The organism is Pseudomonas sp. AK106 (assembly GCF_053903055.1).
Genome location: NZ_CP096426.1, coordinates 5,579,105 through 5,595,218, shown reverse-complemented (window position 1 = coordinate 5,595,218; position 16,114 = coordinate 5,579,105). Strand labels below are relative to the sequence as shown.

Sequence of the window (16,114 nt, the reverse complement as noted above, 5' to 3'; positions counted from 1 at the left end):
AAGGAGATGGAAGGGTGTCCGAGTGTGGTGTGCAGGACAGGCACTGCTACCAAATGGACAGCGATTGATATCGCCCAGGATGCCGTTTTTACAGCAGGCATAGCCAAAGGTGCTGTTCTGGAGCTAAACGACACCGTTGATGGCATCGTGCGCACGGCGGGTAATCTCACGGAGACTTATACGGCGCTGAAAGCGGTAGTTGAGAGCGGTGGTGTTTGGGACTCGGTCAAGCAGTCGTACGTCGACCGTATCGATCACTTGCAAGCGCAGTATGAGGAGGCCGGGGCCAGTGGTGCATTTGAGGCTGGAGCCGAAACTGGAAGACTGATCAGTGATATGGCTGCGGTTCTTTCAGTCGGTGGTGGCGCGTTGAAGGGGGGGGCCTTGCTGGCGGAAAAAGTTACGGCTAAGGTTGCTGCCAAGGCAGAGCTGGCGGGTGCGAAAGCAACCCCTTCAGGTTTGGTTTCTGGAGAAACTGGCTTTGTAGATACCGGTAAAGCTGCTGCTAACGATGCGGATTTCTGGGGTGCAAAAGCAACTGGAGCTGCGTTAGAGAGCGAGGCGACGGGCTTCTTTGGTCAGCAAAGAAAGTATTGGTCTCAAGAGCCAATACAGTTCAATGGTAATAAAGTTTATCAGAGGAACGATTTGGTTGATCCAAGTAGGGTGGATAGCCAAACTGGTCTTACAAATTTGGATCTCATGAAAAATGGCTTGGCTCCATATGGACCTGATGGCAAGAAGGTCAATCTGCATCATATGTTGCAAACCCAAGACGGTCCAATTGCTGAGGTTACGCAAAGCTTTCACCAAAAAAACAGTGGTGCTATTCATATAAATTCGGGTTCTGATATTCCTTCGGGAATCAATAGGTCACAGTTTGAGAAGTGGAAAAAAGACTATTGGAGAAGCCGGGCAAACAATTTTTGAATTATGAATTTTAGTGTTGGAGATTGTTATGGATATCGACATAAGAGATGCTGTCGCAGAGCTGAAAAGCGTTCGTATGTCTCTTCCAAATGCACAGCGACTTCCTGATGATGCCTTAATTGTTGCTTATGAGCGTGAACTCGGTATTTCATTTTCGGATGAGTATAAGATTTTTGCCAAGGAGGCAAGTGATAGTATTTTTAATGGCAAGGATGCGCTTCGATTAACCGTGGACAGAAATAGCCCGAGAGAGCTTCTGAACGTTGTTGCAGAGGCTCGAGAGCAGGGTGTTCCAAAATCGTGGCTCCCCATTTGCGAGGATAATGGAAACTACTATTGTCTTCTTGAGGATGGCTCTGTCAGTTACTGGGCGCATGATGGACGCTCCAATGAAAATTGGCCCAGTCTTGCTAGTTGGATAAAACATGCATGGATAGATGGTGAATAGCCTTTATAGGAATATTACTAACACCGGCCTTGCGCCGGTGTTTTTGCACCCTATCTGCACCCTTTTTGCCGCCTTCTTGCATCCTATTTGCATCCTATTTGCAGTCAAGTTGCATCCCTTTTGCACCCCCCCTGACGACCTACGCTCTGTGAGGCTCAAGGTTTCCCTCGCCGCGTCGATAGCTTCTCAAGTCAATGCGAGCGCCCCTCATGTTCAATACCCGGTTGAAAAATAGAATCCAGCAATTGGAAAAACAGCTGGGAGCCCTGGAGCAGGTAAAGGCAACTCTGGATCTCGAAACCGTGTCCGTCACTCTGGATGCAGGAGGCGTCATCCTGGAGGTGAATGCTCAGTTCGAGAAAGAGTTGGGATTCACCCAGGCTGAATTGTCCGGGCGTACCCTGCGTGAGTTCAGTCCCTCTGAACTGCAGGGCGACGTCCATCAGCGGCGCGCATTGGATGCAATCGCCGAAGGCAAGCATTACAGCGGTACCTTGCGCCTGTGCAGCCACGACGGTCGACACGTCTGGCTACGAGCAATGGTTATACCTTTCGCGGGTGAGAGTGGGCGTGTCGAACGGATCGTTATGTATTCCAGCGTGCTCACAAGAACCATTGAAGCCTCAAGGGAGAACGAAGCGCTGGTGGGAGCGTTGATGCGCTCCACTGCCGTTATCGAGTTCTCCCTGGACGGAGTCGTGCTGACAGCCAATCAGAATTTTCTGAGCGCTATGGGCTATACGCTTCCCCAAATCCTGGGCAAGCACCACCGAATCTTTTGCGTGCCATCCGACGCTCAGTCAGAGGAATACGATCGGTTTTGGCAGACCCTTAGACAGGCATCCTATGTCGCCGGCAGGTTCTGCCGAGTGGATAAATTCGGCAACGAGGTATGGCTGGAGGCTTCCTACAACCCAATCGTGGATGCCAATGGCAAGCTGTACAAAATTGCCAAGTTAGCCACCGTTATTACCGACCAGGTGATCCGCGAGCGCGCTGTCTCCGAGGCAGCCGGCATGGCCCACGGCACCTCGGTTCGAACCAATACCAGCGCACAGCAAGGTCGCGAAGTCATTCAGAACACCGTCACGACCCTCAATACGCTTTCTGCCTTGATGGAGGATGCGGCCCATGGCATCGAAGCACTGGATGCCCAGAGCCAGGAAATCGGCACCATTGTCAAAACCATCGGCAGCATCGCGGACCAGACCAATCTGTTGGCCTTGAACGCGGCGATCGAAGCGGCACGTGCCGGGGAGCAAGGCAGGGGATTCGCTGTGGTCGCCGACGAGGTCAGGAACCTGGCCCTTCGAACCACTAAAGCGACGGCGGAAATCTTCGAGGTCGTGAAAAACAACCAGGTTCTGGCGTCGAGTGCGGTGACTTTGATTGGCAAAAGCAAGCAGCAGGCCGGGGCGGCGCTGGATCTGGCCAGTGAGGCGGACGAGGTGATCAAGGACATTCAGCAAGGTGCCAACAGTGTCGTGGTTGCCGTTGAGCAGTTCTCGGGTCAAGCCGGACAGTAATGACTGTTGCAATGGGTCATGTCTGCACGTCTCAATGACCCCCAGTTAATGCGCGATCCAGGTGATCCTTGTGCTCGATGCTCTCAAGCAATCCATAAACGATCTGCATAAGGTCGACCGGCCCAGACTGGAAGATGAGTGTGACGCGCTGCTCTCTCGGATCGAGCAGGGACGAACAGAAGGGAGTCTGACTGGCGAGCAGGCCACGCAGCTGTTCTATGATGTCCGTAACGAACGTTCAAGGTGCTTTCGCAGCGGAAGTCAGCGTCGCATGGGCAATCCCTCGGCCAATGTGCCATCGCGCGACTCAGTGGGCATGAGCCGCATGCTTATTTGAAAGATGTTTTCAAAGGGTTGCTCGAACCGAATCAAGCCACCTGGCCCGCGCTTTCAATCTCCCGCGCATGCCCCTTCGCGGTCTTGCCCGCCTGCTGCACGGCCCACTTCATGAATTCCGCAATCGCCCACTCTTCGCGCCGTTCTTTCGCGCAGTACACGAAATAGTCGAACTTGAGCTCCGCCGTCGCGTTGGTGACTTGCACCAGGCGTTTACTTTGCAGGGCTTCGGAGGCAAAGACGCTGTTGACCAGTGCAATGCCTTGACCCGCACAGGCCGCACTTATCAACAGGGACTCATCGCCATAACTGGAGCCCTGAATCATCTTGCGATTGCTCATGCCGAACGCGTTCATCCAGACCTTCCAGTAGTTGCGCTCGGTGTCCTGCAGCAGCGGGAAGGTCAGGCAATCCTGCGGGCTCTCGATGTTGCGCTGGGTGCTGAGCAGGCGTGGGCTGCACACGGGTATCAGGTAGGACGACCACAAATGCGTGGCGTGGTTTTCGCAACTGGCTGCCGTTTCACGCTGAATGCAGATGTCCACGTGGCCGTGCTTGAGCTCGGAAAGACCATTACAGATCTGAATCGAGATTTCGACGTTGGGGCAGCGCTCCTTGAAGCCGCTCAGTGCCGGGATCAGCCACGAACTTGCGATGGTGGACGTTGTGCTGATGACCAGACGCGTCTGACGTGGCGCCTTGAGTGCAGCGCGCGACCAGGCTTTTTCGATCACGTCGAAAGTGCCGGCGAGTTCGTCAAACAGACTGCGTCCGCAAGGGGTGAGCTGGATGCCCTTGGCGTCTCGCTCGAACAGGCGCCTGCCAATCTGGTCTTCCAGCCCTTTGATCTGCTGACTGATGGCCGCCGGTGACACGCACAGCTGATCCGCTGCACGTTTCATGCTTCCGGCCTTGCACACCTCAACGAACGTGCGGAGGGCTATCAACGGGATCGCTCTGCTCATCCTGCATACCTCGTCGTGAGAATGCTGCCCGTGCGCCAGGTGACGGAAAAGCGTCTTGAAGTTGCCATCGGATGAATCCCAAAAGGGTGTTTATCACCCGGCATTGGATATTGTCAGGCGCAGCCGGGCCCGGGCGGGTGCATACCCGGCGTGGAAGTCAGTTGTGGATAACGTGTTTTCAGGTGGTTGCGGCACTGTCCCGAGCGACCGGTACCGGCTTCGGCTTGCTTTGACTCAGCACGAACCAGACCGCCAGGCAGATGAGGCCGCCGCCGTAAAGGTGTCCCGCAGAAACCTTTTCACCGAGGAACATCACTCCCCACAGGACGCCGAACGGCGGAATGAGGAAGGTGACGGTCAGCGAACGCACCGGGCCGATATCAGCGATCAGACGGAAGTACAGAATGTAAGCGCACGCCGTGCACACGAAACCAACGGCTGCCAGGGACAGCCAAACGGTCGAGTCGCCCCACGTGGCCGGCGGGTTGACCGTCGCGGAGACGGCGAAGAAGGGCAGCAGGAACAGCGTCGCGCCGATCTGGCTGCCGAAGGCTACGAGCTTGGCGTCCAGTCCTCCCCGGTCGCCGATCCACCGACGGGTCATGAATCCTGCGGCGCCATAGCAACTGGTCGCGACCAGGCAAGCGAGTGCGCCCATGACCACCGACGTGGTGAAAGTCACCGGGCCTGTCGTGGTCAGTAACGTTATCCCCAGCAAACCGAGAAACACGCCGATGGCTTTTTTGGGCGTCAACGAATCATTGAAAAACACAGCGCCAATTAACACGCCCATCAATGGCGTGGTCGCGTTCAGGATGGCGGAATAACCCGCGGGTAATAACAGGGCCGCCATGCTGTACATCAAAAAGGGAATGCCGGAATTGATAATGCCGAGGATCAAGGTGGATTTGAACTTGCCGTTGAACTCATGGCGGGTTCTGAAGATGGTCAGAATAACCATTAACCCGATGGCGCCAAGCAACACCCGAAAGAAGGCGGTCGGCAACGCACCCAGTACCGGGGCGGCAACGCGCATGAAGAGAAAACTGGCGCCCCAGATGGCGGCCAGAACAATCAGTCGAACACAGTCGGACACTTTCATCGTGTTTCCTTTCTTGATCTCTATCACTGATGCGCCGACCGAAACGTTGTCGATTGACGCTCGTCGAGTCAGGGTGTGATGATTTGAGCAGTGTCTGAAGTGGTGCTCAAGCGAGCTTTTCTTAAGCACATTAGATTTTCTTAACCGAGGTCAGGCATGAAATTCCCGCCCCTGCACGCGCTGTTGTGTTTTGAAGCGACGGGGCGCCACGCCAGCATGAAAGGCGCGGCCGGTGAGCTGTTTGTGACCCCTGCGGCCATTAGCCAACAGATCGCCAAGCTCGAGAAAGCCGTTGGCGTCACGCTGTTCATCCGCAACACCAAACGCCTGGAGCTGACTGCCGAGGGCAAGATCTACCTGCGGGCCATTCGCCCCGCACTTGGGCAGATATCCGACGCCACCCAGCGTCTGATGAGCGACAACGGCCCCAATACAATCACTGTCAGCTGCACCAGCGGCTTTGCGATGCAATGGCTGCTGCCCCGCCTGCCTGATTTCCAGGCCATCTGCCCCGGCATCGAGGTGCTGATCAGCACCACAAACAGGCTGGTTGATTTGCTCGGCGACGGCGTTGACTTCGCCGTGCGCCATGGCCTCGGCCGTTATCCCGGTCTGGAAGTGGAGATGCTGATCAACGACCGACTGCAGCCTGTCTGCAGCCCTTCTTTGCTGCCGGACTCCCGGTACCTGTCGTCCCCCATTGACCTGAAAAGCTACACCCTGTTGCACGACGAACACCGCGAAGACTGGGCGTTATGGCTCCGTGCGGTGGGTATCGAAGACGGCGAGGCCGCCGTTCACAAAGGTTCGGTGTTCGTGGATTCCAACGGCGTCATAGAGGCTGCCCTGGCGGGAATGGGCATTGCGCTGGTGCGCCGTTCGCTGATTCGAGAAGAGCTGGCGTCCGGCCGATTGGTTGTGCCGTTTCGCGCGACGATCGACACGCCGATTGCCTATTACCTGGTTTACGACGAGACAGCCATTCTCCCCAAGTCCAGCAAGCAGTTTCGTGACTGGCTAGTGTCCCAGGCCACCGTCAGTCAGCGTGAATTCACCACGCGATAGTTTGCGTTCACGTTCCCCGACACAGTGTTGATTAGTTATCAGGGCAGTTAAGTCCTGCTTCAGTGTCCGTGGGTGATACACCCATACGGGTAAAACTGATCAACGTGTTGATTATAAAAACAATTAAGCCGAGACCCGTTAAGTCAGACTTAACCGCTGATTGCGGATTTCTAGTTTGCCCCGCCACTCACTTTTCTTCAGTTTATTCTTTAGCTAATACGCGCCCGTCAGCTCAGCCTGGCGCCGATAAAACAGCGAGCAGGATGCTCCGGCTGAAGGAAAACCCCATGACTGATTTCGATATTTTTCGTCCCATGGCGTGGGACAAACTGGTTCATGAATATGACCTGGATGGCGCAAGGCTGCTGCCGTGGAATGGATATCCGACGCCCATCGGCGGCGGCTGGTGTGTCGTGCGGCCCCACACCAAATCCTTGTCCCACACGCAGATAGACCAGGAATTCTTTATCGGCATCAAAGGGACCGCACAGTTGATCGTCGGGGATCGAACATACCCGTTCACCATGGGCGACATTGCTGCCATTCCCAAACACACCGATCACTATGTATTTAACGACACTGACGAAGACTTCCACTTCTACGTCGTATGGTGGGATCGCGAATCCGCCAATCGCTTCCTCGATGAAGACGCCCGGCAGGCCGTGGCCGCCAATGAGTTCGCCCTGCACAAAGCGACGGTTCATGACGTGTCCGATCAGAGGGCGTCGTGATGGGCAAGTTGCTGGTTACGATCACGCCGCCGACCCCCAATGGTGACTTACACATTGGTCATATGGCGGGGCCTTTTCTGGCAGCGGACATCTATACCCGAGCCCAACGCCAACGCGGCCACGACTGCACCCTCGTCTCATACTCCGATGACTATCAATCCTACATGCTGCGGCGAGGAATCGAGCTGGACCAGGCGCCTCAAACACTGGCGCTGGAGAACACTGACAAGATCAACGACACGCTTGAGAAGATGGGCATCCAGGTGGATTTCTGGATGCGCCCGTTCGGCAACAGTTACTTCAAGAACGCCGTGGAGGAGATGTACGAGTACGCGGTGAAGGCGGGGGCCATTTACAAAAAAGTCAGCCCGGAACCGTATTGCGAGCACTGTGATAAGTGGGGCTACGAAGCCTTCGGGCGGGGCAATTGTGATCACTGTGGCTCAGACTCGGATGCCAGCCAGTGCGAAGAATGCGCCCATACCCCCAATGCCTCGAAGATGAGTAACTTCCGCTGCAAATTATGCGCGGCGCCTATGCTCTGGCGGCCGATAGAGCGTGAGTTTCTGGCGCTGTCGAACTTCCGTAACCACCTCAAAAGCACATTCGAACATGCGCCGCTGCGGCCTTACATTCGCCGCTTTCTGGAGGAAGAGTTCGACATCGGCCCGGCGGACTGGGGCATAACCCGTCCCTACGACGGCGGACTGGATCTCAAGCCCGATGGCAGCCGGCGCATACACACCTGGGTCATGGGCCTGTCCGGTTACCTGGCTGCCTTCCGCGAATACCTCAATGAACACAAGCTTGCGCCGTGGGAGTACGACGAATACTGCCGCTCCGGCAAAGGCCGGCTGGTGCACTTTCTCGGTTACGACTGCGCCTTTAGCCACATGATGGTTTACCCCTCGCTGCTGCAGACCATGCACAGCTATCGCCTGCGCCAGACCTTCTACACCAACCAGTTTCTGACCTTGAACGGCAAGAACCTTTCCACCAGCCGCAACTATGCGATCTGGGCGCGGGACCTGGTGGCAGACGCCTGCACCGATAGCGCACGCTTCTATCTGGCGCTGATCGCGCCGGAGCAGGACACGGATGATTTCGATGTCGAGAAGTTCTCCGCCTGGCGTGAGCAAACCTTCAACGAGGTGCTGGTCAAGCTGGCCGCCCAGGCCGAGCGCGAACGGGTGGACGGCGACAGCCTGAAAGTCAGTGCGGCGGACGCGGCGGCCCTCAAGATTCTGGTTGCGCGCTGGTTCGAAGTGACGTCGGTGGATCACTTCAGCATGAAGGGCCTCGCGGTGCTGCTGTCGGACATCATCAACGCCGCCCGTGATCGGCAGACCCTCGGCAAGCGGATTCTGCCGTACATGGCCCTGATCGGTGCCATCGGCGCACCCGTGTTCCCGGACTTGGCGAAACAGATCCTGCGCTATTGCCGTTTTACTGAAAACGAAGTCCTGCAGCAGCTGGTGTATGTCAGTGCGGTCGAGTACGAAATCTGACCGAGAGGCGGGCGACGACGATGAAAACTTCATTTGATGTGATCGTGATCGGAGCCGGCATCATGGGCGCTTCGATCGCAGCGGCACTGGTTGAAAGCGGCCTCGATGTGGCGCTGATGGAGAAAGGCATCGCTGGCGCCCAGGGCGCAACGCGGGACACGGGCGGCATCGTTCGCGGTCTGGAGCTGGACGCCACGATGCGTCCTTTGACTCGCCGCGGATCACGTTACGGCAATCCAGGCATCGTCCACGCCCTCTATGAGAGCGCACTGAATCGCAGTGGCGTCGCTTACATCGCCAGCGCCGAAGTGTGTGGGCAATACCTGGAAGCGGTGGACAGCGATGGCTGCGAAAGCATTGAGCTGCACGCGTCTGTCGATGCACTGGATAACGGCCGTTTCTCGCCGTTTTGTGTCGGCGAATGCCTGCTTATCGAACGCAATGGCGGCACGGTCGATGCCCGCGTCACGGTGTCGAATCTATGCCGCTACGTCAGTGAAAAAGCGACGTACCTCGATCACCTGGCCGTCGACCGCTGCGTCGAACTGGACGGCTATGTTCAGGTTCATGCCGGCAAGCTGTGCCTGGAAGCGACATGGGTCGTCGATGCCTGCGGTGCCAGTGGCCCGATGCCCCGGCCGCACAACGCCGTGCACGCGCGGACGATTCCGTTCACGCGCTTCGGCTGCGACCAGGCCCCGAGCATGCCGATCATTGCTCACCACCTGAATACCTACCTGCTCCCGCTGGGACGCAATCTCGTGCAAGTGGGCGGCCAGCGGCGCCAGCGCGCAGAACATGCGGATCAGCTGAACATGGCGCCGCTGGATAACGAGCAAGACGTCATGGACCGAGTGTCTCGTCTCGGCTACGACAGGCACCACAGTCTGCCGGTGGTCACGCAGGTGGGCTGGGACGCGTACACCGAAGACGGCCGCCCCGTGATCGGCCGTTCCAGCGCCAAGAGCCACCTGATTCTCGCCACCGGGTTTTGCGGCATCGGCTTCAAAATGGCACCGAATGTTGCCGAGCTGCTGGCGCTCGAGCTGGGTGGCTTGATGTCCGGTGTTTCGATGGACGAGGCTTACCGATCGGTCATGGAAGCGTTCCGCCCTTCGCGGTTCGCCGAGGTGGCGTTGTCATGATGCGCCTGGGTATCTGCGCGGCACTCGACGTTGGCACCACGCTGCACGCGCGCGGTTTCTTGCGTAGCGTGTACCTGTCCAGCCACCTGTTCCCCCATGTGCGACGCGCGCGACATTTTTACTTTGATGACGGCGCGAGCGCGGAGGGCGGCCGTGCGGCGGCAAGGCATTTCATCGACGCGAAGGTGGATGCTGTGATTGGTCACTTCGCCTCGGACTCTGCCGCCGCTGCGGCAGAAAGTTATGCACAGGCCGGCATTCCGCTGATCTTGCCAGCATCCACCTGTGCAGCGTTGACCGGCGTTGGGAAAACCACGTTTCGCCTTTGTGCCTCTGATCGACTCTTGGCAACGCGCCTGATCGAATTCGCCGAATCTGAAGGGCTGCGCCGCCTCGCTGTGTTCACTGATCCGAGCCTGCACGGGCGCCAGCAGATGCATGAACTTCACGCAGCGGCGACGTTATCCACAGCCGATCTGGTGGGCGATGTGAATAACGCCGACGCGCTGGTTTTCTGCGGGCGATTGAAAGCAAGCCGGCAGTTCCTTGTGGATAACCGTGCTGCTGGCTGTGGATTGCCGATCTTCTTCACCGACGATGCCGCGTCTCCTGCGCTGGTGGATGGAATGGCGAAAACCGGCACGGTGTACGTCATCAGCTTTCCGATCGCGGGCGACTTGGCCGAGGCGCAGTCATTCGATGCGACTTATCAACAGATCTACTTCGAACAGGCGCCGGTATACGCCGTCGAGACGCTTGCAGCGTTTGCCCTGGTGGACCGAGCCGCCTCTGAACAGCGCGGACTGCTGGACGCACTGCGCCTTGATTACTTTGCCACTCCTGCCGGCCCGGTCAGTTTCAGCGACGGGGAGAACGATTACGCCCGGGTGTCGCTGTGGGTCTACACCGACGAGCACGTCCATGAGCGGCGGCTGCTGTGTTGAAGCGTCCTGCCCAAAAGCTCGCCACATCTTTTGCAACTTTCAGGAAGAATGACCATGACTCAGTATGAAATCGAAGGTGTGCGTGAAACGCTGGACGTCGTCTCGATCGGCTTCGGCCCGGCCGGTATCGCACTGGCCTGTGCGCTGGAGGATGAGGCGGAAGATTGCGGCCGAAAGCCTTTCCAGCACGTGCGCTTCTTCGAAAAAGGGCGTGATTCAACCTGGCATGGCGCGTTTCTGCTGGCGGGCACCGACATCAACCACCATGTCTTTCGAGACCTGGTGACGCCGCGCAATCCGCGCAGCCGCTTTTCCTTCGCCATGTACCTGAAGGAAAAGGGTCGTCTGCATAAATTCGGCTTGCTCGGGCGTCCGGCCAGCCGGGTGGAATGGTCTGACTACATCGCCTGGGTCGCCGCACAACTCAAGGACTACGTTGCCTACGACGAAGGCGTGCTCGACGTGTTGCCGGTGGCGGAAAATGGCATCTTGAAGGGCGTTGATGTCGTCACTGCAAAAGGCACCTATCGCACCAAGCGGCTGGTGCTTTCCCACGGCAGCCTGCCCCGGATACCGGAGCCGTTCAGCGCGCATCTCGGCGGTCGTGTCTTTCACACGTCCCGGTACCTGAAAAACATCCACCTCGGCGGCGGTCCCATCGCGCAGCGGTGGCTGGTGCTGGGCTCGGGTCAAAGCGCGGGGGAGGCGGTCACCCACCTGCTCGGCGCCGCGCCCACCACGCAGGTGCATTCGGTGCACCGCGGCGTGGGTTTCAAGGTGGGACAGCTCGGGCAGTTTCCCAACATGGCCTTCCTGCCAGAGCACATCGACTATTTCCACGACCTTGAGCCCGGCAGACGCAGCCGGGTATTCGAAGAGATCCGGTCGACCAATTACGCAGGCATCGATGTCGACGAGAGTCAGGCGCTTTACTCCTTCCTGTACGAAGGCGAGGTGACGGGACACCGACGTCTGAATCTGCATGCGTGGTCCGAAGTGACTTCGGTGGAAAAAGTGGGCGATGCCTATTCGGTGGTGCTGCGTGACAGCAATACTGGTGTTGAAACTGTGCTGTATGTCGACGGCATTGTCCTGGGTACCGGCTACGAGCAGCTCGCCGTGCCACCGCTGCTGACCCTGCTGCAACCCTGGCTGGTCCGCGATGAGGACGGCACGCTGGCGGTCGACCGTTATTACCGGGTTGCCCTGCAGCACAGCGAGGGCGTGCAGATTTTGGCGAACGGCACATCGGAAAAAACCCACGGCATCAGCGACGCCCAGTCGTTTTCCATGGTTGCCTTACGGGCGCAGCACCTGACCGATGCGCTGCTGGCGACCCAACCCCGGCAGCACGCGCCGCGGGTGACCATGCCGGGCTACACCCGGCCCGCACCCGTCGAGGCGCGGCCATGAATTTCATCTCCCACATCGTCGGCGATTCGAACTTCGTCAGGGTAAAAGGCCTGGGTTTTGAAAACCTGCATCTGAAGCTCGAGTCCTGCAACCCTGCCGGCTCGATCAAGATGAAGACAGCCATCGGCCTGATCGACTCCTTTACCGAGCGCCGACTTATCCACAAGGACACGGTGCTGATCGAATCTTCGTCCGGAAATCTCGGCGTGGCGCTGGCAATGATCTGCGCCGAGCGCGGCTACACCTTCTGCTGTGTCGTTGACCCCAACACCAACCTGCACAACATCAAGATGATGGAAGCCTTTGGTGCGCAGATCGTTATCGTCACCGAGCGCGATGACAACGACGGCTATCTGGGCACGCGCATTCGTTACATTCGCGATGCCGTAGCCCGCGATCCCCGGCATCTGTGGCTTAACCAGTACAGCAATCCGGCCAACGCCAAGACCCATGAACACACCACGGCGCGGTCGATTCATATCGCCTTTCCGGCATTGGATTACTTGGTGGTCGGCGCCGGAACGACCGGCACCTTGATGGGCTGTGTGCAGTATTTCCGCAAGCATTCGCCGCGCACCAAGATCATCGCGGTAGACAGCGTTGGTTCGGTGACTTTCGGTCAGGCGACCGGCCCGCGCTTCATTCCAGGACTCGGCTCCAGCCAGACGCCGCCGATCTTCCGCGCCCACCACCTGCACAAGCAGCAAGTGGTGGATGAGCGCGCCACCGTCGCCATGTGTCGCTGGCTGGCGAAATCCAATGGCGTGCTGGCGGGCGGTTCTACCGGGACCGTGGTGGCCGGGCTGGCAGCACCCTCGCTGGGAATTCCCAAAGACGCCGTTGTCGTGGCGATATCACCGGACGCCGGCGAGCGCTATCTGGAGACCATCTACAACGATGAGTGGGTCATGCAGAAGTTCGGGCGCGCAGAGTTGACCGCGCTGGGTTCGCAGCCGATCACTCGGTATCTGAAGCAGTACGTTCACACCTTCGAGGGAGAAGCGCTGAATGTCTGACTTCCATGTGATCCCCGGCGCTGTCATCAAAGACATCCTCGACAGCCACGCCCACGACATGGTGCGGCGCATCGAGCAGGTGTATCTGCAGCACCATGACGGCCAGACGCTCAACCCGGACAGCTACTTTCTGCGTTTCCCTCAACAACCTGCCAACCGGATCATCGCGCTGCCAGCGGCGCTGGAGGGAGAGGACGCCGTGGCCGGGATCAAGTGGATCTCCAGCTTCCCCGGCAACGTCGCGCAGCAGAAACCGAGGGCATCAGCCGTGGTCATCCTCAACGACCCTAACACCGGCTATCCCTATGCGTGCCTGGAAGGGGCACAAATCAGCGCGGTGCGCACGGCAGCGTCGGCGGTGTCAGGCGCTTACTGGCTCAACGGTCAGTCACGCAAGGCCGCGTCCGTAGGATTTATCGGTGCCGGAGTGATTGCCCGCAACATCGCCCGAATGCTCTGCGTCGAAAGGTGGGACATCGGCCACGCCGTTGTGCATGATTTCGACCTAGCGTCTGCGGATGCTCTGACTGGCTTCATCGAAAATACCGACTTATGCACAGCCCGCACCGGGTCATTGGAGGAAGCGCTCGCGGCAAATCTGGTGATCTTCGCCACGACGGCTGGCGAGCCCTACGTCAAACCGCCAATGGCGTTTCGCGCCGGGCAGGTCGTGCTGAACATTTCGTTGCGGGACATCGCGCCGCAGTTGCTGCTGGAGGCGAACAACCTCTGTGACGACATCGAGCACTGTATGAAGGCCAATACGTCGCCGCACCTGGCTGAGCAACTCACCGGCGGACGCGCTTTCATGAACGGCACGCTGGCTGGCCTCATCCGCGGCGAGGTCGAGCTTGATCCCGCAAAGCCCTCGATTTTCTCGCCGTTCGGCTTGGGCGTACTCGACCTGACGCTGAGCAAATTCATCGTTGACACCGCGCAGGCTGACTCCCGTGGCGTGGCTATTGAATCGTTCTTCGGAGAAACCCTGAGATGGAACTGAGCGCAGCGCTGGCGGCCGAAAAGTTATCCCCAGGTGCGGAAAAGCCTGGTATCAGCATCGGTATCGTCGGGTGTGGCTCACGCGGCCTTACGGTGCTGGAGCGTATCTGTGCGCTGGCGGTCAATACGGGCCGGCGCATCGAAGTAAACGTATTTGACCCCCAGGCACCGGGGCCGGGCTTACATGCCGTCGATCAACCTGAATACCTGATGCTCAACACCGTTGCCTCGCAGATCTCGATGTTTCCGGACACGGCCGCACTGGACGGAAAAGTGGGACGCCAAGGACCCGACTTCTACGAATGGTGCCTGCGTTTTAAATCTGCAGCACGCAGCGTACAGCCCAATGAGTTCCTGCCACGGAGCTGGCTGGGGGAATATCTGGCGTGGACTTACAAGGAAGTCATTCGCAGTCTGCCGACAAACGTGCGCGTCGTTCACCATCCTCACGCTGTGGATAACATTGAACATACAGATATGGGCCGGTTTGTTCTGTCCACAGCCGAGGCAGAGCGCTCTGTGGATTGGTTGGCGATCACAGTAGGGCATGCGCGTGAGTTGCGGGATGACCATAAGGAGCTGCCCGGATGGCTAGCCATCAACCGACACTCTGATTCGCGCGGTGTTGAGTTATCCACAGAAGCGGTTGGCATCGAAGGAGTAGGCTTGACCGCCATGGACGTTGTGGCCGGTTTGACGGTCGGACGCGGAGGCCAATTCAGCAAACGGGCGGAAGGCTTGCACTACGAGCCCAGTGGACAAGAGCCGCGTATCTATTTGTTCTCGCGCAGCGGTCTGCCGTACCGCACACGACCGGACATCGTGCCCCATCGGACTTCGAATGCGGCGCTGATTTTTACACTGTCGGCTGTCGCTGATCTGCGAACGGAAAACCCCGCCGGCCTGGATTTTGAGCAGCAGGTCCTGCCGTTGATCAAAGCCGAAATGCTCGCGGAATACTTCGGGATGATCGCCTCTCAAGAGGGTGAATCGCCAGTGAGAATCAAAGCGGACGTTGCGCGCGCCTATTACTCAGGCCGGCTCGAAACCGTGTCGTCAGAAATGACAGCACGTTTCAACTCGCCGCCACTGGACGAGGCTGTGTATAACCCGCATGTGCCAAGCATTGACGCATTGGATTATCCCCAGGTCATGCGCGCATTTATTGAAAGCGACATTGCGCAGAGCTGTTTAGGGCTTGATGCAAGCCCTATCAAAGCCGCGATTGAAGTGTGGAGGAGTTGTCGTGAGCAGCTGCGTCGGGTTGTGGATAACCGCGGGCTGACCAGCATTTCACGCAGTGTCTTCTTCGAAAAGTATGCGCCCCATGTCAATAGAATGGTGGCCGGGCCGCAGAAGGAACGTCATCAGGAGCTGCTAGCCTTGGCCGACGCGGGGGTTGTCCACTGGGTGCGACATTCTCAAGTTATCCACAGTGATGACGGAGCACGGACCGCAGTGCTTCTCGCTGGCAATCTGACTGTTCCCTTAAACAGAATTATCAAGGCCCACGTCAGTACCCCCTGTGACGTATCGTCGCTGCCAACGATCCTTCGCTCGTTAAAACGCAACGGAATTATCCACAGCCTGAGCGAGAACGGTGAGGGCGTGCTGGTCGACAGCGAAGGCAAAGCACAGCCCAATCTGTGGATAACCGGCCCTCTTGTCGAAGGCTCTACTTATTACAACCACTACGTCCCGTCCTCGGGTAACTACTCCCGGGCCTTCGTCGACGCCGACCGAACCGCCCGCGAGATGTTGGGGTTGAATGTGGAAGTCAGGGCAATAGTTTGAGCGCCGTCTTCGCAGTAACAGCGACTAACCGTGAAAAGAGGCCTTGATTCAATAAACCCATGTCCATATAGTTTTTTCACTAGCCACGGGATACGCGGGTGCATGCACCTCCCCCCGAGGACAGACGAAGTAACAAGAACCCCACCTCACGGTGGGGTTTTTTTTGAGGTCGGCATTGTACTTTCGAGCTCT

Annotated in this window: 13 protein-coding genes and 2 pseudogenes; 13 read left to right on the top strand and 2 right to left on the bottom strand. The window is 58.0% G+C overall.

Features of this window, described 5'->3' with window-relative positions; all coding sequences use genetic code 11:
- Nucleotides 1-6 precede the first annotated feature (6 nt).
- From M1E04_RS24590 to M1E04_RS24570, 5 genes and pseudogenes are all read left to right on the top strand, one after another.
- Nucleotides 7-930, top strand: coding sequence for an HNH/ENDO VII family nuclease (locus M1E04_RS24590; RefSeq protein ID WP_456293236.1), 924 nt, complete (start codon nucleotides 7-9; stop codon nucleotides 928-930).
- Nucleotides 931-958: 28 nt separating this feature from the next.
- Nucleotides 959-1,378: an SMI1/KNR4 family protein gene (locus M1E04_RS24585; RefSeq protein WP_456292178.1), complete on the top strand. Its 420-nt coding sequence runs from the start codon at nucleotides 959-961 to the stop codon at nucleotides 1,376-1,378.
- 194 nt (nucleotides 1,379-1,572) lie between these two features.
- Nucleotides 1,573-2,298 (top strand): annotated as a pseudogene (locus tag M1E04_RS24580) (PAS domain-containing protein); the annotation flags it as partial.
- Between the two features lie 96 nt (nucleotides 2,299-2,394).
- Nucleotides 2,395-2,904: a methyl-accepting chemotaxis protein gene (locus M1E04_RS24575; protein ID WP_410928363.1), complete on the top strand. Its 510-nt coding sequence runs from the start codon at nucleotides 2,395-2,397 to the stop codon at nucleotides 2,902-2,904.
- Between the two features lie 70 nt (nucleotides 2,905-2,974).
- Complete coding sequence (locus tag M1E04_RS24570) at nucleotides 2,975-3,241, top strand: hypothetical protein (RefSeq protein WP_456292177.1); 267 nt, start codon at nucleotides 2,975-2,977, stop codon at nucleotides 3,239-3,241.
- Between the two features lie 31 nt (nucleotides 3,242-3,272).
- Here the strand turns inward: M1E04_RS24570 and M1E04_RS24565 are convergent, their stop codons facing one another.
- Complete coding sequence (locus M1E04_RS24565) at nucleotides 3,273-4,142, bottom strand: LysR substrate-binding domain-containing protein (protein WP_167355782.1); 870 nt, start codon at nucleotides 4,140-4,142, stop codon at nucleotides 3,273-3,275.
- Nucleotides 4,143-4,383: 241 nt separating this feature from the next.
- Nucleotides 4,384-5,307, bottom strand: coding sequence for a DMT family transporter (locus M1E04_RS24560; RefSeq protein WP_065988073.1), 924 nt, complete (start codon nucleotides 5,305-5,307; stop codon nucleotides 4,384-4,386).
- A gap of 156 nt (nucleotides 5,308-5,463) precedes the next feature.
- Here M1E04_RS24560 and gcvA point away from each other — a divergent pair, with 156 nt between their 5' ends.
- From gcvA to M1E04_RS24520, 8 genes and pseudogenes are all read left to right on the top strand, one after another.
- Nucleotides 5,464-6,372, top strand: a complete 909-nt coding sequence (gcvA, locus tag M1E04_RS24555) for a transcriptional regulator GcvA (protein WP_065988075.1) — start codon at nucleotides 5,464-5,466, stop codon at nucleotides 6,370-6,372.
- A gap of 287 nt (nucleotides 6,373-6,659) precedes the next feature.
- A complete protein-coding gene (locus M1E04_RS24550) occupies nucleotides 6,660-7,103 on the top strand; it encodes a cupin domain-containing protein (protein WP_065988077.1) in 444 nt (147 codons plus the stop codon).
- A complete protein-coding gene (locus M1E04_RS24545; protein WP_456292176.1) occupies nucleotides 7,103-8,611 on the top strand; it encodes a methionine--tRNA ligase in 1,509 nt (502 codons plus the stop codon). The genes M1E04_RS24550 and M1E04_RS24545 overlap by 1 nt, the downstream gene beginning before the upstream one ends.
- 20 nt (nucleotides 8,612-8,631) lie before the next feature.
- Nucleotides 8,632-9,756, top strand: a complete 1,125-nt coding sequence (locus tag M1E04_RS24540) for an NAD(P)/FAD-dependent oxidoreductase (protein WP_456292175.1) — start codon at nucleotides 8,632-8,634, stop codon at nucleotides 9,754-9,756.
- Complete coding sequence (locus M1E04_RS24535; protein ID WP_456292174.1) at nucleotides 9,753-10,700, top strand: ABC transporter substrate-binding protein; 948 nt, start codon at nucleotides 9,753-9,755, stop codon at nucleotides 10,698-10,700. Before M1E04_RS24540 ends, M1E04_RS24535 begins: the two co-directional genes overlap by 4 nt.
- Nucleotides 10,701-10,754: 54 nt before the next feature.
- A complete protein-coding gene (locus M1E04_RS24530) occupies nucleotides 10,755-12,113 on the top strand; it encodes a SidA/IucD/PvdA family monooxygenase (protein WP_456292173.1) in 1,359 nt (452 codons plus the stop codon).
- A pseudogene (gene sbnA / locus M1E04_RS24525) lies at nucleotides 12,110-14,129 on the top strand (2,3-diaminopropionate biosynthesis protein SbnA). The gene M1E04_RS24530 and the pseudogene sbnA overlap by 4 nt, the downstream one beginning before the upstream one ends.
- Nucleotides 14,120-15,922: an FAD/NAD(P)-binding protein gene (locus tag M1E04_RS24520; RefSeq protein ID WP_456292172.1), complete on the top strand. Its 1,803-nt coding sequence runs from the start codon at nucleotides 14,120-14,122 to the stop codon at nucleotides 15,920-15,922. The pseudogene sbnA and the gene M1E04_RS24520 overlap by 10 nt, the downstream one beginning before the upstream one ends.
- Nucleotides 15,923-16,114: the final 192 nt, after the last annotated feature.